The following is a 25,202-nucleotide window of genomic DNA, read 5'->3' as shown; positions in this document are numbered from 1 at the left end:
GCGCTGGACGAGTGCCAGGGCTACGTCGACGAGCTCGTTCAGGACGGGTTCAAGACGGAGAAGGCGTCCGGTAAGTTTCAGGACGGCTACACCGAGATGACCACTGGCCTCAAGGACGCCATTGCTGGTGTCGAGGACATGGCTCAGGCTCTGCGTGACATGGCGACCGCGATCCAGGACCTGGACTCGCAGCTCGCCGGCGGCTGATCCACTCGCTTGGTTGGGCGGGGCGGACACGTGAGTGATCGCCCCGCCCAAAGCGGCATTTCAGCACTTTGACCGGGCAGATTGATGGAAGAGCGAAAGGGAGCGAGCGGTGGCGGACGTCAAGATCAAGATCGAGACACTCTCGAGGATCGCGACACAGTTGGACTCGATCGTGAGCGAGTTCGAGAACGCGACGAGCCAGTCCGAGGAGCTCGAGGCGGACATCGGCAATCCATACGGCCGCGGCGACCTCCGGGACAAGGCACAGGACTTCGAAGAGCGCTGGGATGACAAGCGCGACGAACTCAAGGAGAGCCTGAAGGAGCTCCAGGAGCACGTCAAAGGGGTAGTCGACGGCTTCGAGAACTGGGACAGCGAGACTGCTCTTCAGTTCCAGTCGAATACTTCGATCCAAGCCCCCGGGGCACCCGGTGGTGCTCCTTCGGGCGCCGCCGTCTAAGACGCGTATCCACGACAGACCTGCTCGGACCAAGGAGCGCACAGACCATGGACTCGTCCCCTAAGGGCAGAGAGATCAAGACCGTGGAGGGCAACCCCTCCGGCATCATCGAGCGCGGGAACGCCATCGAGCGACTGGGCGAGATGATGAGCTCCTGCGCCGATGAACTGGCGATGATCGCCGCCCATGATCTCGCCAACGGTGAGATGGACGGCAAGGCAGTAGAGAAGCTTCAAGACAAGATCGGTGACTCCCACCAGACTCTCCGCGAAGCCAGTCAGCTTTATCGGCCGGTCGGTCCGATTATTGCGAAGTACGGCGAAGAGCTCCAGCAGTGGCAGCCGCTGATCAGGTCCCAGGTCGACACCTGCGAGGACCTGTGGGCCAAGTTCGAAAACATGGAGGGTGCGCCCAACCACCTTCCGGGCGCCGGGCCGGAGGAAGGAAGTCCGGAGGCGCAGCAGGAGGAGGAAGCCGACCAAGCGAAGGAACAGGCGCGTACCGACTGGGAGAACGCCGCCGAGACCTGGGACGGCTACTACGACTCCTGGGAGGACGCGTACGACGCCGCGGTCAGCGGGATCGGCAACGAGATGTCCGGCAAGATCGAGGACGGCTTCTGGGAGGTCCTCGATGACATCATCGCCGTCCTCGAGGTCATCGGTATGGTCCTCTTCGTCGTCGGGCTCTTCGTCGCTGGGCCGATCGCGGCGATCGCGCTGGCCGTCTCGGCCGCGATCCTACTCTGCCGGACGATCCAGTTCTGCGCCGGCGAATGTTCGCTCGCGGACTTGGGACTGGCCGTGCTGGACGTCATTCCGTTCGGAAAGTTCGGCAAGATGGCGGACGGGATTACCGCCTTGGGTGACGGCGCATCGAAGTTCGCCAAGTTCAAGGCCGGCTTCAAGGTCGCCGGAGGCATCGGTGAGGCGACAGCGATCAAGAGCTTCCCCGACATCATGACGAGCCTGCACACGGGGCTCGAGGTCGGAGACTTCACCAGGCTCGGCAACTACGCGAAGGCGGGCTGGGCGGGCGCGGAGATCCAGGGCGCGATCGGAAAGCAGATCGCGGCGTCCTTCAGTGCAGTCGGCGCCGCGACTGGCCTGCCGGACACGCTCACCGACAACCCGTTCGGCTGATCCGGGGTGTTGGTAGCGATGTCCACCGGTACGGCCGGCGTTCTTGACAGGGGATGATCATGGAAGACGAATGGACTGCTGAGGGTATCTACCCGGAAGACAACTGGTCTCTGAGTCCACGTGACTCGAAGGATCAGGAGACCTGGGTACGCAACGAGTGCGCGCGGCTTGCGCCACGGTGGGACGATCCTTCGACGGCGCAGGCCTTGGTCGAGGACACGCTCAACAGCGTCTTCCCGTTGGCTGACGCAGCGGGAACCCTTGCGACGATGGTCCATTGGCCGCTGTCGGTTCCTGTATCGAGCCGCATCCGAGTCATCCTCGCCACAGGGGAGCCGTACGCACCGGAGGAATGGCGTCAGGCCGGATTCGACATCGACGAGTATCCCGGAGCGGAGATGGGGCCGGGCCTCAAGTGCCTGGCGACCCGCGACGAAGAGATCCATCGGGTTCTGTACCATCTGTCGACCGCCGTATTCGCGTTCACCGCGCCATCAGGAAGCGTCCTGGTCATCGTCGAGTCGGGTGAGCGTCGTGTCTTCGAGATGACGCTCGCGCAGATGCCCTTGATCCTTTCGAACCTGCGCGTCACGCAGCCGAATGGCGAGCCGTTCGTATCCGAAGCCGTCCCTGGCATCACCAGGTCGGACGCCGATGAGTGGGAGTTGTCCTCGAATGCCTAAGGCCGCAGCGCCGAGTCCGTCGACGTGGGCGACGGTCCATGGGAACTTCAAGAAGTTCGACATCAACGAGCTGAACCGCGTCGTCCTGGACTACGCCCAGGTGGAGCTGGAGGCTGCTGCCCGGAAACGCCAGCGTTCCGGGCTGACGAAGGTCGGCGCCGGCTTGATCTTCTGGGTGGCTCTGATCGGACTCTGCGGTCCGTTGATCGCCGCGGGCGTCTTCCTCAGCGGCGGAGGCCTGACGAAGTTCTCCGAGGACTTCTCGGCCGGTGTCGAAGTCCCGTTCATCTATATCGGTTGTGCCTTGGGTGCTGTCTCGATCCTCTACTTCCTGGTTCCGTGGCTGCAGGAGTCGCATCGGCAGTGGAACAGGAACCTCGTCGGGTTCTCGGTGATCCTGCTGATCTCGACCGTCCTCCTGCTGGTCCTGATCCTCGTCAGCGACCCTGAGGCATACCCGAGATTCCCACTCCTGCTTGCGCCTGTGGTGCTGTTGGTGCTGGAGATCGTGGCGCTCGTCGCGGCCTTTCGGCTCTACTCGAAGGAGAAGCCGCCGGCTGTGGATGTGACCACCTTGTCGTCCGACGACCTGGAGGTCTTGCTCGCGTCGCGTCATCGCGCGCTGACCACACTGCGGGCGCGGTCGATCGTGTCCTACGACGAGTTCGATGAGCTCGACCGGACTCCCCTCTTTTCTACTGATGGAAGGGCCTGACATGTCCGTAAATGGCGGAGGTTCCTTGCGAGAGGCCCTTGGCGTCACCAAGGACCCGGAGTTCTATCTGAAGCTCCTGGACGGCTGGGAACGGCACGCTCCCAGCGAGACAGATCGCGACGCGATCGATGCCCAGCTGAAGGCACGTTGCATGGCCGCCAACAGGCCGGACCTGCACGCGACCTTCCGCACGCAGCTGGACCAGGCGTTCACGCTGATGAAGCAGCAGAACGTGGTCGCCTACTTCGCGGCCACCGGTGAGACGACGACCAGGGCGTACGTCCCCGGCACCATGTTCGCTACGATTCGTCGGTCGCCGAACGGCGAGAGCCTCGACGCCTACGTCGCGCACGCGATCCGAGAGTACGGCGCCAAGCCCCTGTTCGGCGACAAGCGATTCATCCGGTTCGAACGTGAGGCGCGCAAGGAGATCGAGGGCGGCTCGATCGTGGTGACGTCGATCGTCTACGTCGCCCCGGTCCCGGGTTCCAACCGGCGCCGCGGTCTGCAGCTGACGGCGACCATCGCCCGCCCGGCAGAGATGGCGGCCACCGACCCGAAGTTCATCGGCTGGAAGACGGCACTCGATGTGTGTGCCTCGACCCTTCGCTGGGCGCCGCCGCCGGCGCAGCGCTAACGGGTGAGGTCGACGACCATCACCGCTGCGACGACCAGAGCTCCGACGGCGTGGTGGATACCGCGGCTGTCGCGGTACTCGTAGCGAGCGTGGATGGATGTCTCCGACGAGGCCGTTCCGGTTGCCGACGAATCGTGCTTCTTCTTCCAGACGTGGCGGATCGTCCCCTGCGTGCGAGTCCAGCTGGCCAGGCGTCGCCAGCGGCGTACGAGTTGAGTCGTCAGCCATGTCGGGAGGATCAGCATCGCGATGCCGATCAGCAGCGCGCCGACGTCACCTGAACTCATGATTGCTCCGCTCGCCCGAGGCTGTGGCCACACCCTAACGGGCAACGGCGCGCGGCTATGTCGGCGGTGGACCGCGGTCAGGGGATCGTTAGCCTAGGCGCGACTTCACTCATCTGATGACGGGAAATGTGACCGGTGACTCGGGGAATCGCAGCGATGACGGTGGCCACGGCGGCCTTGGTTTCGGGGTGCAGCGTTGGTGCGCCGCCCACGGACTTCGCGATCGAGGACGCGGTCCTGGCGATGCGGGTGCAGGAGGGTGGAGAGGACTCCAGCTATCTCGTGCTGGTCTCGCCCGAGGGAAAGACCCGAGCGATCGAGCTCGACGAGGTCGAGGGTGCCGGGATCTCGTGGACGGAGCACGGGATCACGACCTCCGACCCGAAGCACGACTATGTGATCGACGAGTCCGGTCTCACCGACCACAAGCGCACGAGTGGTGACGAGTCTCTCGAGACGAGTCATGAGTGGTACCGCGTGCCGGTCGGGACGGGGACGTTGGTCGGTTTCAGCCCCGCTGACTCGTCCAAGGATCCGTTCGTGACCTACATCGACGGCGAGAGCGGCAAGACGACCACGCGGGTGTCGCCGTACGGCCAGACCTCGACTGCGGCGGTGTGTGGTGAGCGCGTGTTCGCTCCGGGGAGGGGAACCGGCACCAAGGCGTTCGAGGAGGACAGCGACTCGATCCCGGAGGACCAGTGGGACCGTGCGGCGTTGACCTCCGCCTACCCGCACGACGGCACGGACATCTTGAGCACCTTGGAGCCCACTGGTCCGGGCGTCACGTCGCCGTGTGTCGACGGCATCGTCTACGAAGGGTGGGAGAACGACGACCACCAGGACTTCGTACGCACCTGGAACACCGCGAAGGGGACGCCGGCGGCGAAAGCGGCCGTCGACCACGAGATCGTCTATCCGAAGGACGCCTCCTCGCAGATCGGCGCCCCGGCAGCAGTGACGGTCGTGGACGACCAGCTCGTCTGGGTGGTCGAGAACACGATGTGGAGCGCGCCGCTTCCGACCCCTGAGGCCGGGCCCGTCACGGCGCGTGAGGTCGGCTACCTGGAGGGCTATGTCGGGCTCGACGCGGAGGTCCTGGCGTACTCGTCGAATGCCGCCTACACGGTCACGAACGACACCGAGCTGCACAAGCGCTTCACCAAGCGTCGGAGCGATCGTGTCTGGACAGAGCTGACCGAGTTGAGCCTGGTACGCACGGACATCGCCACGGGGAAGCCGTCCCTTGCCCTGGATATCGACGTCGAGGACGTCGACTTCCCGACCAAGGACGCCTACGTCACGGCGCTGGCGATCAACCCGGAGTGGCTCGCCAAGAAGGGCGAGTAGCTGATGGCAGAGGTGCCGAAGGTGCTCATGGCGTGGGCACGCAAGACCGACGAAGCAGAGAAGGTGTGGGCTCGGGAGGCGGTCGACAGCTGGGCGCGTACGGCGCCGTTCTCCCAGCCGTTGAACTGGGGCGAGGCGGAGGCCGCGGTGCTCGATCGTGACTACCCGCCGCTGCCGGGAACGTTCGCGCTGAAGCTCGTGGGTGTGGTCGCCGTGGGGATTCTCGCTCTGATCGCTGCGCCGTTCTACGGGGCCGCCGTGATCGGGCTCGTCCTTGTTGCGCTCGCCCCGGCGCAGAGCACCGGCGCCGAGGGACTGCTGTGGCTGGCCCGCGTCGCCTTCGGGCTCGCGATCCTCATGGCCGGCTTGGGGCTCTCCACGTGGTGGGAGACGCGCCGGCGAAGTGCCTACGGGGTGGCGACAGCGGCTGTCCCCGCGATCGGCGCGGTCGCAGCGTACGTCTTGCTTCTGGTCCTCGACCTTCCCGAGATGCCTTGGCTGAGTGCGCTGGCGCTTGTCGCCGCGATTCTCGGAACCGCACGTCTGGTTCTCGAGCTGGTCTCCAAGCCCGAGGGCGGCGCGAAGAGCCGGAAGCCGCCGCCGCGCGGGCCACGCGGTTCGGGCCGGCGGGTGCGGGCAAGCAAGGCGCGCGACAGGCTCCTGGAGATCCTCATCCAACGTCGGCTGGTCGAGGTGGACGAAGGAGACCGGATCCGGCTTCGGGAGATGCCGCTGGGCTACTGGTCCGAGCTCGACGGGTTGGACGAGCGGGAATGGCGGCGGGTTCTGGAGTATCGCCACGTCGGATGGCGCGAGTTCGACGCGAGCGACAAGCAGGTCGGGTGATGTCAGAGGGATCACCGCGCGACACGCCGAAGTAAAGCGCGACCAGACGGGTTCGGGTTGCCAGGGTGACGCGCGTACCTCTCGATCTCGGGAACATTCACTGTTGAAAGGTTTCTTCATGCGTACTCGCACCACCGTCCGGACCTGCCGACTGGCTGCCGCCGGGCTCAGCCTCGGCCTCGCGCTCACCCTGACCGGATGCGGCTCCGACGACACCGGTGCCGACGCTGACGCGGCGGTCGAGGTCGAGTCCAGCGCGCCGGCGTCCGAGTCGCCGTCCGCCGCGCCGGCCGCCGCCGAGGCGGAGGTGAAGATCGGGAAGACGCTCGAGGACCCCGAGATGGGCGACACGATCGAGATCGTCTCGGCCGTTCGTGACTTCCCGTCGACGGAGGAGGCTGACCTCATCGCCGACGGCGGCGAGGTCGTGCTGCTCCAGGTGAAGATCAAGCCCGGCAAGGAGTACGGCGGCCGGATCTCGGACGGGAACTTCGAGATCTCCTGGGACAAGGGCGCCGACTTCGAGAGCGCTGACACCCGTCTGATGACCGAGGAGCTGACCGCTGCGAAGCGTACGCCGCTCGAGGACGTGCAGCGGCGCGACGGCGGCGAGCACACCGGCTGGATCGCCTTCCGGGTGGAGGAGAAGGCCGACACGTACCTGGTCGAGTACGAGCGCGACGGCGCGAAGGTGATCGGCTCGGACAAGACCATCGCCGAGTTCACCGAGCAGGTGGAGATCCCCGCCAGCTGAGTCTCGGCATCCTGCCCGGCGGGGACCGGCTACGTCGGTAGCAGGTCTCCGCCGGGGCTCGTTAGGATCTGGGCGTCCGTTGTCTCGGAGAGGGGACTTGAAGGTGCATCCTGGGGCACGTCGTCGCATAGGGCTCGTTTCGGTTGCCAGTCTGGCGCTCGTTGCCACGGCCTGCTCGGGTGATCTGCCGGCGTCGGTGGAGGAGGGGACGGAGGTCACCGTCGCGTGGACGGGGTCTCTGACCAGCACCAACCCGGCGAACGCGGCGAGCGTGACCGACGGGAACCTCGACATCGCCTCGGTGACCCGCGGGGCCTTCGGCACCCTGGTCGACGACAGCGTCGAGATGGACGAGACCTTCGGCAAGGTCACCATGGAGGGTGGCGACCAGCCCCGGGTCCGCTACGACCTGGCCAAGCCCACATGGTCCGACGGGGTGCCGATCGACACGGCCGACCTCATGCTCGCCTGGGCGGCGAGCTCGGGTTACTTCCGCACTCCGAAGGAGGGGAGCCCCGACGGCAACGTCGACTTCGGTGGGGTGCCGACGGGTCTGACCAAGAGCGCCTACATCCCCGAGGTCGACGAGGGTGCGCGCGCCATCGAGGTGCCGCTCGTGGTGCCGGTGGTCGACTGGCGTACGGCCCTGGACGTCGCCGTGCCGGCGCACGTCGTCGGGCAGAAGGCGCTGAAGATCGAGGACCCGATCGAGGCCAAGGAGGTCGTCGAGACCGCGATCGAGGAGTCCGACACCGCGAAGCTCACCAAGATCGCGGAGGCGTGGAAGTCGACCTTCACGGTCGCCGAGGACGGCAAGGCGTCCGAGGACGCACTGCTCTCCAGCGGGCCCTACAAGATCTCGAAGATCTCGACCGGAGAGGCCGGCCAGGAGGTCGACCTCGAGGCCAACCCCGAATACGCGGGCGAGGCGAAGCCGACCTACGAGCAGGTACGCCTCACCCCGGCCGGCCCCGATGCGCTGAACAGCCTGGGGGAGAAGGTCGACGTCGTCCAGGTCGCCCCGACGAAGGGCAACCGGAAGCAGGTGCGCGACCTCGAGCGCCGCGACTACGGCGTGGCGACCGCCAACGACGGCACCATGTGGGCGCTGACCCTCCGCACCGACCGTGGCGTGTTCAAGCGCAAGGAGACGCGCACCGCCTATCTGCGCGCCGTGCCCCGCGGAGACATCTCCGAGGGTGGCGCGGGCGACTGGGCCGAGGCGTACGAAGCCACCGATGTCGTCCTGTTCCCGCCGGGCGGCGAGGGCTACCAGATCGCGACCGAGGACTCCGGGTTCTCCACGAAGTTCCGAGCCTCCGAGGACGCCAAGGCTCCGCCTGGCGCCCGGGTCTGCATCTCCTACGACAAGTCGAGCGCGTTCGCCTCGGGCGCCTACGACACGATCGCGAACGCCGTCGACGACGAGGGCTGGTCCACCGCCGACTGTGGCGTCTCCTCGGCCGACAAGCTGCTGTCCGGCAACAGGTGGGACGCCGTCCTCGCCCGGATCCCGATCCCGCAGACGCCGGAGGAGATCTCGGCACAGTGGGGCACGAAGGGCAGCCGGAACGCGACCGGAGGAGGCGACCGTGAACGCGACCGCCTGATCAGCGAGCTGGCCCGGACCGCCGACCCCTACGAGGCCCGCGACGTACGCGTCGAGATCGAGAAGTCGCTGGTCAGGGACTCGATCGTGGTGCCGATCGTGATGAACCCGACGGTGACGGTGATCGACAAGAAGGTCGACAGCGTACGCCCGCGGTCGGGTCAGGTCGCGCCGCTCGTCTCGACCATCGTCGAGTGGTCGCCGACCAAGAAGTAGGCGACTTTTCGAATTTTGGAGTGGTTGGTCGCCACAACCCTTGAATAGGGTGCGGGCATGACGACGCTTCATCCCGGGGCAGTGTTCGGCCACTACCGCCTGGATCGCATTCTCGGCGAGGGTGGGATGGGCGTGGTCTACGACGCCTTCGACACCAGACTCGAGCGCCAGGTGGCCTTGAAGATGGTGCACGCCCACCTCGCCGACCGCCAGTTCATCGACATGTTCATCCGCGAGGGGCAGACCCTCGCGCAGATCAGGTCGCCCCACATCATCGCGATCTACGACATCGGCGAGCAGCAGGGCAGCCCGTTCATCGTCACCCAGTTCATCAAGGGTGGCGACGTGACCGGCCTCGTACGTTCGAAGGGACCGTTGGCGCCGCACCTGGCGTGCCTGATCAACGCCCAGGTGGCGGGGGCGCTCCACGACGCCCACCAGGTCGGCATCATCCACCAGGACGTGAAGCCGTCGAACGTACTGGTCCGCAACCCGGAGAGCCCGCTCGATCCGTTCGCGTTCCTGTGCGACTTCGGCATCGCGACCTCCTCGTCGGACTCGCCCGCCGGAGGGATCACCGGCACCTGGAACTACCTGGCCCCCGAGTACGTCCGCGACGACCGCGACGCGCAGGGCCGGCCGATCAAGCCGGCGCCGACGCGCGACATCTACGCCGCCGGCTGCATGCTCTGGTTCACGTTGACCGGCAAGATCCCCTACTCGGGCGCGGCTGTCCAGGTCGCGATGGCCCACCAGAGCGCGCCGATCCCGCAGTTCCTCGGCGACGACGAGTGGACCCGGACGGCGAACCGGATCCTGCAGCTGTCGATGGCCAAGGACCCGCGGAGCCGCTACCAGAGCGCGGCGGCCTTCAAGGACGACCTGCTGAAGCTGCGGGAGATCACCTCTCCGCCGCAGCTCCGGCCGGCTCCGTCGATGACGGACCCGAACCCGATGCCCGTCCTCGTCTCCGCGATCAGGCCGCCCACCGAGGCCGAGGCCATCCTGATCGAGGAGCAGGCCCGACCGTCCAGGATCACCCCGCTCCGGGTCGGCGCGGCGATGGTCGGCGTGGCCGCCCTCGGGGTCGGTGGAGCACTCGCGATCACCCAGCCCTGGGTCGAGGACGGCCCCGAGCCCATCGTCCCGACCGTCAAGGGTGCTGCGTACGCGGATGTGAACGGTGACAAGTTCGGTGACGTGGTCACCAACGTCCAGAACCCCGACGGGAAGGGTGTCGACGTGGTCACCTGGAAGTCGGACGGCCGCACCCTGACCCCGTCGAAGCCGGTGACGTACGACGACCCTGCGCTTCCCGAGGACAACGATGGAAGCGAGGTGTTTCCGCTCTGCGCCGACTTCACCGGTGAGGGAAAGAACTCGTTCGTCACCTTCGTGCGGAGCGAGAAGGGCTTCACCATCCACGGTGATCTGGAGGGATCGCTCAAAGCGCCCGCGGGGGTCGTGGAGCAGGGCAAGAAGATGGCCGGGTCGACGTTCTACTACGACCTGGGCGCCGATGACTTCGACGGTGACGGTGTCGCCGATCTGTACATGACCACGAGCTTCGGCAACCCGGACCCTGACCTGGACAAGCATGGCAGAACGGTCGGGGACGGTGCCGTCTGGGTCTATCGCGGCACGGGGTCGGGGTTTGCGGAGCCGACGCGGTTCGCGGCCTACCCGGCTGAAGACAGGGAACAGGTCGTGGTCGGTGAGTTCACCGGCGACAAGAAGGCTGACCTGGTGGTACTGAAGCGAGCTCCAGGTTCCCCTGAGAACATGACACTCACCGGTGGGACCTCGGAGCTGGACCTCTACCAAGGGGATGGCGCCGGCGTTGCCGCGGCCAAATCGTTCCCCTTCAAGCACCAGGGAATCAGTTCTTTCGTCGCTGGCGACCTCAACGGCGACGGCCGGGACGAGATCGTCGCCGCAGAGTCCGGCCGAGGCGAGGGGCAGACGATCACGGTCGGAACCTTCAGCGACGACCTGACCGAGTTCTCACTCGCCACTCGCGGGAAGCTCCACAAGCCCCGCAACACCCTCGAGACCACCAGCAGGTATCCGGTGACCCTTGCGGACGTGAACGGGGACGGACTGACCGACGTCATCGCGGTTTCTCAGGACACCAGCGACGGCCCGTACGCGTTCTATGTGGCTCTCGCCGCGAAGGAGGGCTCGTTCCAGGGCCACGAGCTGGCGACGTGGAAGTCGTCGCCCGATGACGTACGTCGCTACAACCTCATGGGAGGAACCATCGGATGAGCGATTCCACCGGAATCCCCGACAACACCCCGCGCGGGCCCGAGCCCTCCTTCGAGCGCCCGGCCGTCGACGACCCCGACAAGACCACGATCCGGCCCCGGATCGCTCGACCCAGTGGCCCCACCGGTACGCCGCCGCCCCCACCGCCACCGCCGTCGACGCAGGCGCCGGGACGGTCCACCCCGCCTCCTCCGCCCCCACCCACGCTCACCCCGACGCCACCCAAGCCTGGTCCGGCGCCCGCGTCAGCGCCCCAGGACACCCCCGGGATGATCGGCCCCTACCGACTCGAGCAGCAGGTGGCCTCCAACGACAGCGCGGTCGTCTACAAGGCCACCGACACCCGCCTCAATCGAGCGGTCGCCATCAAGGTGCTCCTCGGGCGGAGCGCCCGCGACCCGGAGTTCGTGTCCCGGTTCGACAAGCAGGCCACGCTGATGGCCAAGCTCGACTCTCCCCACATCCTGGGCGTCTACACCAATGGCCGGACCAACGACGGAGCGCCCTATCTGGTCTCGCAGTACGCCGATGGTGGCGACCTGGGCTCGCTGCTGAAGGCTCATGGCCGGTTCCCCGGACCGGTGGCCGCCGACATCTGTGCCCAGGTCGCCGACGGCCTGGCCGCGATCCACTCGCCGGAGGTCGGCGTCGTGCACAGCGACGTGAAGCCGTCGAACATCCTGCTGCGTGACGGCAACAGCCCGCCGTACGCCTATCTCTCCGACTTCGCGGCGGCACGTGCCGACGACTCCGCGACGGCCCGTCCCGGCCTCCACTCGGGTGCCTGGGACTATCTGGCTCCCGAGCGCGCGATGGGTGCGCCGGCCAGCCCGGCGAGCGATCTCTACTCGCTGGGTTGCCTGTTCTACGAGCTGGTCACCGGCGAGGTGCCCTTCACCGGGGCGAACGACGTCGAGACGGCGATGGCCCACAGCTCTCAGCCGATCCCCACGCTGGCCGGACGCGACGACTTCACCCTGCAGGCGAACGATCTGCTCTCCGGCCAGGGCGGCCTGCTCATGAAGGACCCGGCTCAACGGTCCAGCGACGCCGTTCGGGTCAGGGACCGGTTCGCGGCCATGGCGGGGCGCCAGATGGGGTTCGCCTCCGGCGCCACCGTCACGCTCAAGCGCGCCAAGACCAAATGGTGGGTCGCGGCGGGCGCCGCGGCTGCGGTCGTCGTCGCGGGTGGAGCTGCTCTGGGGATCACCCTCACCACCACAGAGAACACCCCGGTGAAGCCCAAGCCGGCGGTGCGTGGAGACATCGACGGAGACCGCTTGGGTGACCTCGTCCTCGGTGCCCCTTTCGGCGACATCAACTACAACTGGGACAGCAACGCCGCCACGCTGTTCGCCTCGACCGGCAAGGGGTTCAAGACCGGCTCCGGCAAGGGCCTCAGGTTCGGCAACCTGCTGGGCGACCTGGACGCCGATGGGCGGGTCGACGTGGTTCAGGTGTCCGGCGTCGGATCGACGTTCAGCGTCGAGTCCAACGCCAAGGATCAGCCGGACGGCTCCATCCAGGTGCCGGCCTCGGGCAAGCGCCTGGCGATGTTCTGCGCCGACTTCAACGGCGACGGACGCGACGACATCAGCATGATCTCTGTCGGCAACGGGACCAAGTTGCCGGCGGATGACGACGAGCTCGGCAAGCTCAAGGATCTCCAGATCCACGTCACGGTCATGGCGAGCCAGGCAGACAACACGTGGGGGAGGAGCACCGACTGGTACACCGGTCCCTGGAACGGCACCACGTTCGACGTCAACTTCGACGTCGGTGACTTCGATGGCGACAAGCGAGCAGACATCATCGCGGGCGCCAGGGAGAGGTCGCCGATCGCAACCGATTTGCTGATGAGCAACGGCTCGAAGCTCATCAAGACCGAGCTCGAGGTGCCCGGACCCGACGGTGACAGGTCCGCGGGGTCGGCGATCATCGCCGACGTCACCGGTGACGGGAAGGACGAGCTGATCACCCAGGAGATCGTGGACCAGAAGTGGGCTCTCCGGGTCTACTCCTACGACGCCAAGGGCACGAAGTTCGTCCACGAGCCGTCATGGGACATCGACGACCCGGTCACGAACGACGACACCGTCAGTGGGTCGCAGATCCCCGCGACGGCCGACGTCAACGGTGACGGCAAGGACGACCTGGTCAACCCGTTGCGCTCTAGCGACGGGGACTACAAGTACCTGAACAAGGCGTCGGTCCTGATCTCCGGCAAGGACGCGTTCACTGTCGAGACGTGGGAGATGCCCGGCGCGGACCAGTTCCAGACCCACCCTCCGTTGCGTAAGGCCTCCAACAACAACGGGACCGGGACCCTTTAGACGGAATGGCCCGCGACCTGGATCAGATCGCGGGCCGTTCCGTCGTTCAGACAGGCGAGCGAACTACACCGAGGACTCGCTCCACCCCAGCTGGACGACCTCGACACCGCGGTCGCGGGTGACCAGGCGGCCACGGCCCGGAACGGTCGGGACCGGCTTCATGTTGCCGATGAGCGGGCCCTCGTCCGGGTTGCCGGAGAGCAGCAGGCCGGGCATTGCCAGGTCGCGCATCGACTGGATGACCGACTCGTAGAGCGACCGCGAAGCGCCACCCGAGCGGCGGGCGATGATCACGTGGAGGCCGACGTCGCGTGCCTGAGCCATCAGCGGCTGCAGGGGAGAGACCGGCGATCCCTGCTGAGTCGAGACCAGGTCGTAGTCGTCGACCAGCAGGAACAGGTCCGCCCCCGTCCACCAGGACCGGTTGCGCAGCTGCTCGGGCGTGACATCGGGGCCCGGGATCCGCTTCGACAGGTAGGCCGCCAGATCGCTCAGCGCCGGCGTCGCCTGGGTCGCCGAGGTGAGGTAGCTGACCAGGTAGTCGTCGGGGATCTCGCCGAGCATCGAGCGCCGGTAGTCGACCACGGCGATCTGGGCCTCCTTCGGCGAATGCGTCCGCATGATCTCGCGGGCGATGTTGCGAAGGAGGGTGGACTTGCCGGACTGACCGTCACCGAAGACGAGCAGGTGCGGCTCGGTGTCGGGGTTGAGACCGACCGGGGCCAGCTCTTTCTCGTTGATGCCCAGGAGGATGCGCTTGCCGGGCTGCTCGTCGGTGACGCCGGCCTGCTCGCGGATCCGCTCGATCGTGATCTTCTCCGGCAGCAGCCGCAGCTTCGGGCCGGCAGGCCCCTGCCAGGCGGCCGACACCCGGGAGATCAGGTCGTCGACACCGTCGCCCAGCGTCGCCGCGGAGCCGTCGCCGTCCATCCGGGGCAGCGCGCTGAGGAAGTGGAGCTTCTCCTTCACGATGCCTCGGCCCGGGCGCCCGGTCGGCACCAGGGCGGCCAGCTTGCGGTCGAGCTCGGAGTCCATCGGGTCACCGAGCCGCAGCTCGAGCTTGGTGCCGAAGACGTCGCGCATCGAGGAGCGGAACTCGGCCCAGCGGCCCGCCGACGCGACGATGTGGACACCGAAGGTCAGGCCACGGGGAGCGATCTCCTGGATGGCGTACTCGAGGTCGTCGAAGTCGGCGCGCAGCGTGCCCCAGCCGTCGATGACGAGGAAGACGTCGCCCCAGCCGTCGTCGGCCTGGCCACGGGCGCGGCGGGTGCGGTAGGTCTCGATCGAGTCGATCCCCTGCGCCCGGAAGTAAGCCTCGCGGCGGTCGATGATGCCGGAGATCTCGGCCAGCACACGGCGTACGACGTCCGGCTCGGAACGGGTGCCGACACCGGAGACGTGCGGGAGCTTGGCCAGCGGCGCGAACGTACCGCCACCGAAGTCGAGCACGAAGAACTGCACCTCGTGGGGCGTCATGGTCAGCGACATGGACGTGACGATGGTGCGGAGCGTGGTCGACTTACCGGTGCGCGGCGCACCGATGACCGCGACGTGACCGGCGGCCCCGCGCAGATCGACGGTGAGGGTGTCACGCAGCTGCTCGCGCGGCTTGTCGACGATGCCGAGCGGCACGACCAGCCCGCCGAGCCGCTTCCAGGCCGGCGAGTGCAGGCCGAGCTCGGGCGAGGTCGTCAGGTCGGGCATCAGCGAGTCGAGCGTGTCGGGGATGTCGAGCGGCGGCAGCCAGACCTGGTGGGCGGGGGTGCCGTGGCCGGTCATCCGTTCGACCGCGATGTCGAGCATCGACTTCTCGACGCCGTCCGCGCCCACGACCGGCGCGGCCGGACGCTCCTCCTCCTCGACGGGTGCCGCCAGCTGCTTCACCTCGGCGATCGAGAACGGGAAGATGCCCTGCAGCTTGCCGCCCTCGTCGCGGCGGATCCGTGAGCCTGCGGCCGGCGGCCCGGAGACGTACGCCGCCCGGAACCGCTGCATGTTGGTCGGGTCGGGCTTCAGGTAACCGAGGCCGGGGACCGCCGGGAGCTCGTAGGCGTCCGGCACACCGAGCACGGTCCGCGACTCCTGCGCGGAGAACGTACGCAGGCCGACGCGGTAGGAGAGGTGCGAGTCGAGCCCGCGCAGGCGGCCCTCCTCGAGGCGCTGCGAGGCGAGCAGCAGGTGGATGCCGAGGGATCGGCCCAGACGACCGATCGCGACGAACAGGTCGATGAACTCGGGCTTGGCCGAGAGCATCTCGGAGAACTCGTCGACCACGATGAACAGCGACGGCAGCGGATCCATCGACGGGTCCTGCGTACGGGCCTTCTCGTAGTCCTTCAGCGAGGAGAAGTTGCCGGCCTCGCGCAGGAGCTCCTGGCGGCGGGTCATCTCCCCGGAGAGCGCGTCCTGCATACGGTCGACCAGGGTGAGCTCGCCCTCGAGGTTGGTGATCACCGCGGAGACGTGCGGCATGCCCGCCATCCCGGCGAAGGTCGCACCACCCTTGAAGTCGACCAGCACCAGGTTGAGTACCTCCGGCGGGTGGGTGAGGACCAGGCCGAGGACGAGGGTGCGGAGGAACTCCGACTTACCGGAACCGGTCGCACCGATGACGAGGCCGTGCGGCCCCATACCCTGCTGGGCCGACTCCTTGATGTCCATGTAGATCTGCTGCCCGGCCTCGCCGACACCGACCGGCACGCGCAGCCGGTCGCGGTTGGCGCGGGGACGCCAGGCGACGTCGGGGTCGAAGGAGCGTACGTCGCCCAGACCGAGCAGCGCCATGTAGTCCTTCGGCGCCGCGATCTCGGTGTCCTGCGGAGTCTCGGCGGCCGCGTCGGAACCCTCCGGGGCGACCGTGTAGAGCGGGGTCAGGCGACGGGCGTAGGCCTCGGCGTCCGCCATGCTCATCTGGTCCACGCGCAGGCGGACCGGGTCCATGCGTACGCGGACCTGGTAGCCGGGGACGGTGTTGTTCTCGTCGGGCTCCTCGTCGTCGATCAGGAACCGCACGCGGCTGGAGTCGAAGAGCTCGTCCCAGTGGGTCGGCAGGTCGATGACGGTGACGCCCTGGATGCCGTCGTCGGGGAGCACGTGGTTGCCCGGCGGGACGGAGCCGCCGTCGACGATGACCACGACCTGGGGGGATGGGATCCGGTCGTCGGTCCCCCAGCGGGCGCGCTCGCCGACCTCGGTCGGGAGGAGCGCGGCGAGGTCGTTGATGTTGGTGACCACCATGCGGCGGGGCCCGACGGCGTCGACCTCGCGACCGCTCTGCGCGTGGGGAAGCCACTTGACCCAGTCCCACTCGGCGAGGTTGCGCTCGGAGGTGAGCACGGCGACGATCAGCTGCTCCGGTGAGTGGAAGGCCGTCATCCCGCAGATCAGAGCCCGGGCGAGCGCCCGGGCCTGGTCCTCGTTGCCGCAGATCTCCATCTTGTCGAACCCGCGCAGGTTGGTCGCCGCCGGCAGGTCGGGCTGGACCCGGTGGACCGTCAGCAGCCGGTGCAGCGCACTCGCGGAGGCCGGGTCGACCTGGTCGATCGGGGTCTGCTGGGGCGGGACCAGGGTCAGCGCCAGGGGCTGGTGCGCGACGCCGTAGCGGACGTCGAGGTAGCGCTTGTGGGTGTTCGGGCGCTCCCACAGCCGGCTGCGCTCCTCGGCGATCGCCGGCAACGAGGACGGCGCGGGGTAGTGCCAGGTCAGCGCCTTGCGCTGCTGCTCACCGGCCCTGCGTGCCGACTGCCGGATGCCGGCCAGGTAGCGCAGATAGTCGGTGCGCTGCCCGCCGACCTGCTTCTGCTTCTGCTTCCGCTGCCGGTCGATCTGCACGAAGATGAAGCCGAGGGTCGCGAAGAGGAACATGCCCGCGGCGAGGTATTTCTGGATCGGAGCACCCCCACCGGCGCCGCCCGCGGGCTGCATCGTGGCGACCAGCACGATCGAACCGAGACTGCCGAGCATCGGGATGGCGTTCATCAGTACGCCGCCGACACCCTCGCCCTCTTCGATAGCCGGCGGAGCGTTGAGTGAGAGCTCCCCCTCGGGGACCTCCGGCTCCTCCGTGCGGGTACCGCCGGCTGTCGCAGCGATGGTCACGTGTCCCCCTGAGACTGGTTCAGTGCCCCGCGGGCCCGGATGCCGCAGGTGGTCTGGATCTTAGAGTGCCCACACCCCAGCTACTACCCTTTACCGTGCCGGTCGGGTAAAACGGGCGGTGGGAGCTTCCGATGTGGAACTCTGTCACAGGGTCATCACGCATCCGGGAGGTGTCATGCCCACTCAGACGGCCGATGCCGTTCAGCCGGCGCTCGCAGCAGGCGGCCTGGCGATCACGGTTCACGGCACCGCCGGAGTGGTCGACATCGTGGTTCCGTCCGATGCGCACGCCTCGGACCTGGCCCGGGAGTACGCCACCGCGGTGGGCCTCCCCGCGGCGCCGGTACTGCGCGACCGGCGTGGCGAGAAGATCCAGCCGGACGCCTCGCTCGCGTCTCGCGGCATCACTTCGGGCGCCCTGCTCGCAGCGGACTCGCCGCCCACGCAGGCCTACGCACGACGTGAGGTCGTCGAGACCGCGGAGCCGATCCGCGCGGGCAGCTTCTCCTTCTACTGGGTCGGCCTCGCCACCCTGCTGGCGGTCGCGGCGTCGGGATTCGGCGCCCAGGCCGACGGCTGGCAGCGGCTGGCCATCGCCGGCCTCCTCGGGATCGGCGCCCTGGTCGGGATCCTCCCAGGCGGGCCGTACGCAGCCCGTCGGGCGATCGCCGCCCCGGCATTCGCCGCAGGCGCCGCGTTCGTCACCACCGTCACTCCCGAACCGGAGACGCTGCCGCTGGCTGTCGGCGTGGCCGGACTGGCTGCCGCGGTCATCGCCACCGTCTCGCGCTCGCTGGTCGACACCGTCGATGCCGCCCTCAAGGTCTGGACCTTGACCGGGGTCGCGGTCTTCGTGGTGACCGCGCTGTGCGCCCTGCTCGGCACCTCGCCGCAGGTGCCGTGGTCGATCCTGTTCGCCGCTGCCGCGCTCGCGGCCCGGATCGTCCCGTCCTACGCCGTCGACGTCCCCGACTCCTATCTCCTCGATGTCTCCAAGCTGTCGGTGACCGCCTGGTCGGCACGGGCCCGGACCACCTCCGGCAAGGCGACCGTCCCGTTCGACGAGGTCACCGAGGTGGCCGAGCGCGGCGCCCGCACGCTGGCAGCCGCCTCGTGGGCGATCCTCGGTGTCGTCGTGGTCAGCGGGCCGGCGCTGGTGGCGACCGCGACCGCCGACGTGGACCGGGTCGGCGGCTGGTTGATCATGCTGGCCGGTGCTTTCGTGATCCTGCTGTCGGCGCGCAGCTACCGCTACTGGCTGCCCCGCGGCGTACTCCGGGTGGCCGGGGTTATTGCGCTGGCGGTCGGGGTCCGTGCCTTCGTAGGCTGGGTCGACCCGGAGCTGGTCTCCTGGTTCGGTCTGGGCGTCGTGGTGATCGGGTTCGCCGTGATCATCGCGGCGATCGCGACCGGCCGGGGGTGGCGCTCGGCGAAGTGGGCGGCTCGGGCCGACTGGTCGGAGTCACTGTGCGGCGCCGCCGTCATCGCCTCGTTCGTGGTTTCCTCAGGCTTCTTCCGTCACCTGTGGGAATCGGGTTTCAACGGTTAGACAGCACGGTTGAAAAAAGTTCAGAGATTCGTGTTTAGAACTCCGGAGACGGGGTAAGAACACATTGTCCGGACCTCGGGGGAGCCCATCGGGAGCCGGGCTCCGACAGGTATCAAACCTAGGAAGACCGGTTCCGCCGGTGGAAGGACAGCACCATGAGCAGTGAGATCAAGCAAGGACAGGCGATCAACACCGCCGTCAACTTCATCAACGAGACCAAGGGCAAGCTGCAGAGCGTCAACGCCCGCACGGTCTCCGAGGCTCAGGCCGAGGGTGCCAGCGGCTGGAAGGGTGCCGGCGGCACCGCGTTCCAGCAGCTCATGAACACCTACAACGAGAAGTCCCGCGAGATCACCAACGCGCTCGACGAGCTCACCGCGGGCCTTGAGAACGCCCGCAGGCTCGGCTCCTCGGCCGACGAGGACGTCGCTGGGCAGAGCAGCAGCGTCGTCAGCCAGATCGAGAGCACGAAGTTCTCCTTCTGAGATCGCAACGGACTGAAAGGAACTGATCATGGGTGAAGAGATTGTCGTAAACCACGGAAAGATGGGCTCCATCACCGACGTCCTGCTCAAGGGCGTGGCGGACATGGACCGCGAGCTCGACGCGCTCGAGCAGCACATCCTGGGTCTCCAGGAGAACTTCACCGGCCAGGCGGCCGACGCCTACAACCGGGCGCAGGCCAAGTGGAACCAGAGCATCCGAGAGCTCGGCATGGCTCTGGACCGGGGCAGCAAGTTCGTCAACGAGGCCAACGCCGACATGCACCGCGCCGACCAGCGCGGTGCCGCCGGCCTCGGCGGCTGAGTTCTTCAGCACACAGACAACACGAGGGGACCGGTGCAGGGCGCCGGTCCCCTCGTCGTTGGATTTATGGCAAAGTCAGCGCTGACGCTCGTCATCTGATTCGGCGGGCGCGATGCAGGTCCACATCTCGGGACATTCGGTCGGTTTCGTCTCGGGCACAGGCACGACGCGAGGAGTTCGTGAAATGACGCAGGCGCAGGTGGCGCCCACGGGGCTGGTCCGGGTCACGGTCGCCTCCGGCACTCGTCGGATGGATCTGGTGCTGCCGGGCTCGGTGCCCGTGGCGGAGCTCGTGCCCGAGCTCGCCCGAAGCGTCGGGTTGCTCGACCCGCAGACGGCGTACGCCGGCTACCGCATCGTGCTCGCCGACGGCCGCAAGCTCGCCGGTGACCTCGGTCTGATCCCGCAGGGTGTCGAGGACGGCGGCGTGCTCACCGTGAGCGCCGGGATCGACGACAAGCCGCCGCGGGTCTACGACGACGTGGTCGAGGCGATGACCGATGTCGTCGAGAGCGAGATGGCTCCCTGGAAGCCGGAAGCAGGACGACGTACGTCACTGCTGGCTGCCGCGCTCCTGCTGCTCCTCGGCGCCGGTGCCCTGTGGACCCAGGCGCCGTCGATGCTCGCGGGCGTCGCCGCTGCGGTGATCGGCATCGTCCTCGCCGGCGGCGCGATCGTGCTCTCCCGCCTCGAGGCCGAGAACGACGCCGCGATCGCCGCGGTCTGGATCGGCGAGGTCTATGGCGCCGTCGCCGGCTTCCTGATCGGTGCCGGCGCGCTCGGTCTCGACGGCGGCGTCGGGATGCCGCTGGCGTTCGCCGGTGCGGGCGCGATGCTCGTCTCCGCGGTCGGCTTCCTCGGCCTGGGCGAGGCCCGGATGCTGGCGATGCCGGGTGCGCTCGTCGGCGGTGTGTTCCTGGTGGCCGGTCTGCTGCTGAGCGCGACCGGTTGGAAGGCCGGTGTGGTGCTCGGGATCGTGCTGGTCGTCGTGGTGCTGGCCGGCAGCTTCTTCCCGTGGCTTGCCCTGAGCACGACCAAGACCGACGTACCCCAGCTCTACTCCGACGAGGACATCAACCTCGACCCGGACGAGATCCGCCAGGACCAGGTCCGGGTCGATGCCAAGGTCGCCCACGAGATCCTGGTCGCGATCTCGCTCTCCGTCGGCGTCCTGGTCGTGCTGACCGCGCCGTTCGTGGTCCGCCTCGGGCTCTTCGGCACGCTGCTGGCTCTGGCCGCGTGTGTCGTGCTGATGCTGCGTACGCGGCAGTACCGGACGGGTTCGGAGGTGCTCGTCGGTCTCGCCTCCGGGATCGCCGGCCTGCTCGCGATCGGTTCGGCGCTGCTGGTCTACCACGAGTCGTGGCGGCCGACGACCGCCGTCGTGCTGGCGGCCGCGGGTGGCGTACTCCTGGTGCTGACGCTCGTTCCCGACGTCGGTTCGATCCGACGTGGTCGGCTCGCCGACGTCGCCGAGACGATCAGCCTGCTCGCGATGCTGCCGCTGATGGTGCTCGCCTCGGGCCTCTTCGGCGCCGCGGTGGCTGGTTTCTGATGGCCAGCAAGAAGGACCTCGTCGAGGCGCACGCCTTCAGCCGCCGCCGTCTCGTCTCCGCGTTCCTCTCCGGTGCCCCCGGTGGGCGCGAGGTCGAGCCGGCCAGACCGGGTCGCTCGGTCTTCGGTGGCCTCGTGCTCGCGGTGCTGCTCATCGCGGGTGGTGCCGTCGCGCACTTCCTCGCTCCCCGGCCCGCGACGGGCTGGGCAGATCAGCCCGGCCTGATCGTGACCAAGGGCGGGGCGCGGTACGTCGTCACCGGCCCCGAGAACGAGAAGGAGCTGTACCCGGTCGTCAACCTGACCAGTGCCCAGCTCATTCTCGGGCTCGACCTGGAGAAGAAGTCCAAGGTCATCGACCAGGAGGAGATCGACAAGGAGTTCCCGAAGGGAACGATCGGCCTCTCCGGTCCCAAGGTCCCCGAAGAGCTGCCGCTGAAGTCCGACTTCATCAACACCGGCTGGACCGCGTGCACGGCCAACGGCGCGGGCACGTACCTGAACATCTCCGCGAAGCCGGACGTGAAGGCTGCCACGGACACCGGTTTCATGGTGCAGACCGAAGAGGGCACCTACCTGATCGCAGAGAGCGAGAACCTGGACGGCTACACGCAGGCGTACAGCTACAAGATCGAAGGCGACGCGGAAACGTACGCCGACCGCGTCTTCGACGACCCGGTCTCGACTCCCACGGTGCCTCAATCCTGGGTCAACCTCTTCCCCACGGGCGGGGCGCTGACGGGGGCGTCCTTCGGCAGCGCTTTCACCAAGGTGGGGCAAACGGTCGAGGGTGAGGAGTACCCGATCGGCACGAAGGGCCACTACCTGGCCAAGGACTATCTCATGACGGAGACCGGTTGGGTGCGGCTCGAGGATTTCGCCAGCGAGGTGTACGACATCGCCTTCGGCGACAAGGCCAACCTGCAGTCCTTGGATTCGCAGCCGAACATCGATGGCGATCGTCTGGAGGAGTCCACCTTCTGGCCGAGGTCGACGCTCGAGCCCGGCACCGGCGGTGTGTGCGCCAAGCTCGAGACCGAGGACAAGACGACGGTACGTCTCGGTGTCGAGCCGGGAGACCGAGCGTGGCCGTCGTCCGAGCCGCCGGCGGCCGACAACCTCACCGCAGCCATGGTCGACGCCGGCCGAGGAGCGTTTGTGTACGCCGCCAATGACGAGGACGTCCAGAAGCAGAGCGCCGTGCCCTACCTGATCGACGCTCGAGGCACCGTCAACACGCTGGACGGTCCGGTCACGGTCGAGCGGCTCGGCCTGACGACCGACTCCGGTCCGATCGTGCCTGGCACCTGGCTGCAACTGCTCCCCGGCGGTGCTGCCCTGTCGACCGAGCTGGCACTGTGCCCGCCCAACACAGATGAGGTTCAGGAGAGCAAGTGCGTGTCCGAGTGACGCTGCTGCGTAGGGGCGTCGCGCTCGCTGCCGTCGTGGGTGGGCTGACTCTGCTGGGCAGTCCGGGACCTGCGTACGCAGCGGAGGAGCGCCCGCTGTGCAAGGCGTACGAGAAGAACACCGGCGGCGGCGCCCCTCAGAAGGCGGACACGCAGACCGCGCTGGTGCCGGAGAGGGTGGCTCCGTTCGCGATCATGCGGATCGCCGAGGCTCAGAAGGTGAGCAAGCAGGGCCAGGGGATCCGCATCGCCGTGGTCGACTCCGGCTACAGCCGCAGCGCGCAGGACTATCACGGCACCGTGGCGGCCGGCCTGATCTCCCAGATCGCGCCCAAGGCGGCGCTCAGCGACCACCCGGTCCTCAAGGTCGGTCAGGAGAAGTCGACGGTCGACGCCAAGCGGATGGTGGCCGAGCTCAACTCGCTGGCCAAGGGCAACGCGAAGGGGCTGATCGTCGACATCGGTCTGCCCGCGACTCAGTCGGCGCCGGGTCTGGACACGGCGGTCGACACGCTCATCAAGAAGGGGGCCGTCGTGGTGATGGCCGCGGACTGGTCCGGCATCATCACCGACACGGACTCCCGGGACATCGCGACCAAGGCCTTTCCCAACGCCAACGACTCGGTGGTGACCGTCAGCGCCTCCGGCACCTGGGCATCGGATCCCGATTTCACAGTGCTGCCCAATTCCAACGCCGACGTAGCCGCTCCCACGTATGGAGCCCCGTCGAAGACGCTCTTCGGTCAGCCGTGCTGGGTCGACTCGATCTCGACGTCGTTCGCCTCTGCTGAGGTCTCGGCTGTGCTCGCGCTGATCTGGTCGACCAACCCGGGCTGGAGTGCCAGCCAGGTCATCGACCGTCTCTACAGCACCACCTCGGGCGTCGAGGGCCAGGGCGGCCGCTACTGGGGTGCCGGCGTGGTCAACGCCTACGACGCGCTCACCCGCCCCGCCGTCGAGGAGGCCGCCGAGCCGCCGGAGGTCGAGCAGGCCCCGATGGCCCGCGAGAAGGTCGACCCGCTTGCCGCTGTCCGCGAGAACGCGATCTGGTGGGGGATCGGCGGCGGCGGCGCACTGGGGCTCGGGCTGGTCCTGCGGCCGCTGTTCTCGCGGCGCAAGGGCTCGATGTAGCTCGTCAGGATGTTGGACCGATCGACCACAGAATGAAGAACGCCGATCCGGAGCTTGCGCTGTCCGGATCGGCGTTCTTGCAGGTCAACCATCGTTTCCTGCTGGCGGATCTGGGGGGATTCGAACCCCCGAGGGCGTTAACCCAACACGGATTCCAGCCGTGCGCCATAGGCCACTAGGCGACAGATCCGTGAGGGATCCTACGCGGCTCCGTGAGCATCGGGGAAATCGGCGGAGGGTCAGCGGGCCGCCTTTGGGATCGGCGCGAGGACTCGTCTAGACTCTTCGGCAACCCCCCATGTGGCGACATCTTGTCGAACCTCCCCAGGGCCGGAAGGCAGCAAGGATAAGCGAGCTCTGTTGGGTACGTGGGGGGCCTTTTCTTTTCCCGTCGTCACCCGCGAGCGGCGTCCTGGTCGCGGGTGATCCCGCGGATGATCGAGATCCACTTGATGCAGCCGAACACCATGGCGACGGCGACGAGCGCGTCCAGCATCGCGACGATGACGAGCGCATCGTGCGACAGGACTTCCTCGCTCGCGAACACACGGGCCGAGATCTGGCCGGCCACCAGCGCGACCAGCCAAGCGAGCCACCACATCGCGAGGCTGGGGCGGGGCTCGTCCCGGGCGGTCGCCGTGCGTACGTCGTCGACGACCTGGAGCGGGAACCAGAGGCTGACGATCGGGACCCACCAGCCAAGCCATACCCAGACCACGCTGCGCCCCATCCGGTACGTCGGGCGGAGGGCGAGCGCGAGCTCGTAGCTGCGCTGCAGCCACAGGCACCCGATGACGTAGACCGGGATCATCACGATGGTCGTCCCGAGCGAGAGGATCATCCCCCCGATCAGCCAGAGCATCGTCGAGTCGTCGATCACGGACGAGGTCGCGACATCGTTGGACGCCTGCCCCGATGGATAGGACACGACAGCGGTGGCCACCTCCGCAACGGTGAGTGCCACTGCCAGCCAGATCGCCGCCGTTGCCAGTGTCCGCGGAGTGGCGGGGAGCTGTGGGGCGGGCTGCTGCGGCGTGCCCGGCGCCTGCTGCTGGTAGACGTCGGGCAACGGCTGGTCGGGGAACGGCGGTGGAGCGCCGTACGGATTGCTCATCGAAGCGTCCTTTCTGATGACGGCTGGTCG

The 25,202-nt window shown here is 67.7% G+C and carries 21 protein-coding genes, 1 tRNA gene and 1 other RNA gene; 19 read left to right on the top strand and 4 right to left on the bottom strand.

Annotation, left to right across the window (positions count from 1 at the left end; all coding sequences use genetic code 11):
• The 6 genes from UG56_RS18395 to UG56_RS18370 all read left to right on the top strand — a co-directional run.
• The coding region (locus UG56_RS18395) for a WXG100 family type VII secretion target (RefSeq protein WP_071327185.1) at positions 1-207 on the top strand (207 nt) is incomplete at its 5' end.
• Positions 208-316: 109 nt separating this feature from the next.
• Positions 317-667 (top strand): flagellar protein FlgN, encoded by a 351-nt coding sequence (locus UG56_RS18390; RefSeq protein ID WP_045548172.1) that lies wholly within the window; start codon positions 317-319, stop codon positions 665-667.
• 47 nt (positions 668-714) lie between these two features.
• On the top strand, positions 715-1,809 hold the full coding sequence (locus tag UG56_RS18385) for a hypothetical protein (RefSeq protein WP_045548171.1): 1,095 nt from the start codon (positions 715-717) through the stop codon (positions 1,807-1,809).
• Between the two features lie 59 nt (positions 1,810-1,868).
• A complete protein-coding gene (locus UG56_RS18380) occupies positions 1,869-2,492 on the top strand; it encodes a hypothetical protein (RefSeq protein WP_143055102.1) in 624 nt (207 codons plus the stop codon).
• The gene (locus tag UG56_RS18375) at positions 2,485-3,207 is read left to right on the top strand and encodes a hypothetical protein (RefSeq protein WP_045548169.1); all 723 of its coding nucleotides are present in this window, start codon (positions 2,485-2,487) and stop codon (positions 3,205-3,207) included. The genes UG56_RS18380 and UG56_RS18375 overlap by 8 nt, the downstream gene beginning before the upstream one ends.
• A gap of 25 nt (positions 3,208-3,232) precedes the next feature.
• Complete coding sequence (locus UG56_RS18370; protein ID WP_045548168.1) at positions 3,233-3,844, top strand: hypothetical protein; 612 nt, start codon at positions 3,233-3,235, stop codon at positions 3,842-3,844.
• On the opposite strand, the gene UG56_RS18365 is transcribed toward UG56_RS18370, so the two are convergent.
• The gene (locus UG56_RS18365) at positions 3,841-4,131 is read right to left on the bottom strand and encodes a DUF3592 domain-containing protein (RefSeq protein ID WP_045548167.1); all 291 of its coding nucleotides are present in this window, start codon (positions 4,129-4,131) and stop codon (positions 3,841-3,843) included. The genes UG56_RS18370 and UG56_RS18365 overlap by 4 nt on opposite strands.
• Before the next feature lie 156 nt (positions 4,132-4,287).
• Between UG56_RS18365 and UG56_RS18360 the strand changes: the two genes are divergently transcribed.
• From UG56_RS18360 to UG56_RS18340, 6 genes are all read left to right on the top strand, one after another.
• Positions 4,288-5,481: a hypothetical protein gene (locus UG56_RS18360; RefSeq protein WP_045548166.1), complete on the top strand. Its 1,194-nt coding sequence runs from the start codon at positions 4,288-4,290 to the stop codon at positions 5,479-5,481.
• A 3-nt stretch (positions 5,482-5,484) separates the two neighbouring features.
• Positions 5,485-6,327 carry a hypothetical protein gene (locus UG56_RS28435; RefSeq protein WP_177191503.1) on the top strand — a complete coding sequence of 281 codons (843 nt, stop codon included), beginning with the start codon at positions 5,485-5,487 and terminating at the stop codon, positions 6,325-6,327.
• A gap of 118 nt (positions 6,328-6,445) precedes the next feature.
• Positions 6,446-7,081 (top strand): transcriptional regulator, encoded by a 636-nt coding sequence (locus UG56_RS18355; RefSeq protein WP_256206735.1) that lies wholly within the window; start codon positions 6,446-6,448, stop codon positions 7,079-7,081.
• 271 nt (positions 7,082-7,352) lie between these two features.
• Positions 7,353-8,906 (top strand): ABC transporter substrate-binding protein, encoded by a 1,554-nt coding sequence (locus tag UG56_RS18350; protein ID WP_143055101.1) that lies wholly within the window; start codon positions 7,353-7,355, stop codon positions 8,904-8,906.
• Positions 8,907-8,963: 57 nt separating this feature from the next.
• Positions 8,964-11,174 carry a protein kinase domain-containing protein gene (locus UG56_RS18345; RefSeq protein ID WP_084101261.1) on the top strand — a complete coding sequence of 737 codons (2,211 nt, stop codon included), beginning with the start codon at positions 8,964-8,966 and terminating at the stop codon, positions 11,172-11,174.
• A complete protein-coding gene (locus UG56_RS18340; protein ID WP_143055100.1) occupies positions 11,171-13,507 on the top strand; it encodes a protein kinase domain-containing protein in 2,337 nt (778 codons plus the stop codon). The genes UG56_RS18345 and UG56_RS18340 overlap by 4 nt, the downstream gene beginning before the upstream one ends.
• Positions 13,508-13,570: 63 nt before the next feature.
• On the opposite strand, the gene UG56_RS18335 is transcribed toward UG56_RS18340, so the two are convergent.
• A complete protein-coding gene (locus tag UG56_RS18335; RefSeq protein ID WP_045548165.1) occupies positions 13,571-17,608 on the bottom strand; it encodes a type VII secretion protein EccC in 4,038 nt (1,345 codons plus the stop codon).
• Between the two features lie 175 nt (positions 17,609-17,783).
• On the opposite strand from UG56_RS18335, the gene UG56_RS18330 reads away from it, so the two are divergent.
• The 6 genes from UG56_RS18330 (at position 17,784) to UG56_RS18305 (ending at position 24,058) form a co-directional block, all read left to right on the top strand.
• Positions 17,784-19,157, top strand: coding sequence for a hypothetical protein (locus UG56_RS18330; RefSeq protein ID WP_045548164.1), 1,374 nt, complete (start codon positions 17,784-17,786; stop codon positions 19,155-19,157).
• A gap of 155 nt (positions 19,158-19,312) precedes the next feature.
• Positions 19,313-19,642: a WXG100 family type VII secretion target gene (locus tag UG56_RS18325; RefSeq protein ID WP_045548163.1), complete on the top strand. Its 330-nt coding sequence runs from the start codon at positions 19,313-19,315 to the stop codon at positions 19,640-19,642.
• 28 nt (positions 19,643-19,670) lie between these two features.
• Positions 19,671-19,964, top strand: a complete 294-nt coding sequence (locus UG56_RS18320; RefSeq protein WP_084101259.1) for a WXG100 family type VII secretion target — start codon at positions 19,671-19,673, stop codon at positions 19,962-19,964.
• A gap of 184 nt (positions 19,965-20,148) precedes the next feature.
• The gene (gene eccD / locus UG56_RS18315) at positions 20,149-21,519 is read left to right on the top strand and encodes a type VII secretion integral membrane protein EccD (RefSeq protein WP_045548161.1); all 1,371 of its coding nucleotides are present in this window, start codon (positions 20,149-20,151) and stop codon (positions 21,517-21,519) included.
• Positions 21,519-22,928, top strand: coding sequence for a type VII secretion protein EccB (locus UG56_RS18310; RefSeq protein ID WP_045548160.1), 1,410 nt, complete (start codon positions 21,519-21,521; stop codon positions 22,926-22,928). Before eccD ends, UG56_RS18310 begins: the two co-directional genes overlap by 1 nt.
• Positions 22,913-24,058, top strand: coding sequence for a S8/S53 family peptidase (locus UG56_RS18305; protein ID WP_143055099.1), 1,146 nt, complete (start codon positions 22,913-22,915; stop codon positions 24,056-24,058). Before UG56_RS18310 ends, UG56_RS18305 begins: the two co-directional genes overlap by 16 nt.
• A gap of 102 nt (positions 24,059-24,160) precedes the next feature.
• On the opposite strand, the gene UG56_RS18300 is transcribed toward UG56_RS18305, so the two are convergent.
• A tRNA-Ser gene (locus tag UG56_RS18300) sits at positions 24,161-24,248 on the bottom strand.
• A gap of 100 nt (positions 24,249-24,348) precedes the next feature.
• On the opposite strand from UG56_RS18300, the gene ffs reads away from it, so the two are divergent.
• An RNA gene (gene ffs / locus UG56_RS18295) (signal recognition particle sRNA small type) lies at positions 24,349-24,439 on the top strand.
• 13 nt (positions 24,440-24,452) lie between these two features.
• On the opposite strand, the gene UG56_RS18290 is transcribed toward ffs, so the two are convergent.
• Complete coding sequence (locus UG56_RS18290) at positions 24,453-25,172, bottom strand: DUF4328 domain-containing protein (protein ID WP_045548158.1); 720 nt, start codon at positions 25,170-25,172, stop codon at positions 24,453-24,455.
• Positions 25,173-25,202 lie beyond the last annotated feature (30 nt).

This window comes from Nocardioides luteus (genome assembly GCF_000960475.2).
Taxonomy (GTDB): Bacteria; Actinomycetota; Actinomycetes; order Propionibacteriales; family Nocardioidaceae; genus Nocardioides; species Nocardioides luteus_A.
The sequence above is the reverse complement of the archived record's forward strand: the minus strand, read 5'-3'. Positions and strand labels throughout refer to the sequence as shown.

What these genes read in the sequence shown, in the direction of transcription:
- UG56_RS18290 (WP_045548158.1), bottom strand. Translation starts at nt 25,172, where the DNA reads ATGAGCAATCCGTACGGCGCTCCACCGCCGTTCCCCGACCAGCCGTTG.
- UG56_RS18345 (WP_084101261.1), top strand. Translation starts at nt 8,964, where the DNA reads ATGACGACGCTTCATCCCGGGGCAGTGTTCGGCCACTACCGCCTGGAT.
- UG56_RS18325 (WP_045548163.1), top strand. Translation starts at nt 19,313, where the DNA reads ATGAGCAGTGAGATCAAGCAAGGACAGGCGATCAACACCGCCGTCAAC.
- UG56_RS18385 (WP_045548171.1), top strand. Translation starts at nt 715, where the DNA reads ATGGACTCGTCCCCTAAGGGCAGAGAGATCAAGACCGTGGAGGGCAAC.
- UG56_RS18380 (WP_143055102.1), top strand. Translation starts at nt 1,869, where the DNA reads ATGGAAGACGAATGGACTGCTGAGGGTATCTACCCGGAAGACAACTGG.
- UG56_RS28435 (WP_177191503.1), top strand. Translation starts at nt 5,485, where the DNA reads ATGGCAGAGGTGCCGAAGGTGCTCATGGCGTGGGCACGCAAGACCGAC.
- UG56_RS18355 (WP_256206735.1), top strand. Translation starts at nt 6,446, where the DNA reads ATGCGTACTCGCACCACCGTCCGGACCTGCCGACTGGCTGCCGCCGGG.
- UG56_RS18340 (WP_143055100.1), top strand. Translation starts at nt 11,171, where the DNA reads ATGAGCGATTCCACCGGAATCCCCGACAACACCCCGCGCGGGCCCGAG.
- UG56_RS18360 (WP_045548166.1), top strand. Translation starts at nt 4,288, where the DNA reads ATGACGGTGGCCACGGCGGCCTTGGTTTCGGGGTGCAGCGTTGGTGCG.
- UG56_RS18330 (WP_045548164.1), top strand. Translation starts at nt 17,784, where the DNA reads ATGCCCACTCAGACGGCCGATGCCGTTCAGCCGGCGCTCGCAGCAGGC.
- UG56_RS18320 (WP_084101259.1), top strand. Translation starts at nt 19,671, where the DNA reads ATGGGTGAAGAGATTGTCGTAAACCACGGAAAGATGGGCTCCATCACC.
- UG56_RS18375 (WP_045548169.1), top strand. Translation starts at nt 2,485, where the DNA reads ATGCCTAAGGCCGCAGCGCCGAGTCCGTCGACGTGGGCGACGGTCCAT.
- UG56_RS18365 (WP_045548167.1), bottom strand. Translation starts at nt 4,131, where the DNA reads ATGAGTTCAGGTGACGTCGGCGCGCTGCTGATCGGCATCGCGATGCTG.
- eccD (WP_045548161.1), top strand. Translation starts at nt 20,149, where the DNA reads ATGACGCAGGCGCAGGTGGCGCCCACGGGGCTGGTCCGGGTCACGGTC.
- UG56_RS18310 (WP_045548160.1), top strand. Translation starts at nt 21,519, where the DNA reads ATGGCCAGCAAGAAGGACCTCGTCGAGGCGCACGCCTTCAGCCGCCGC.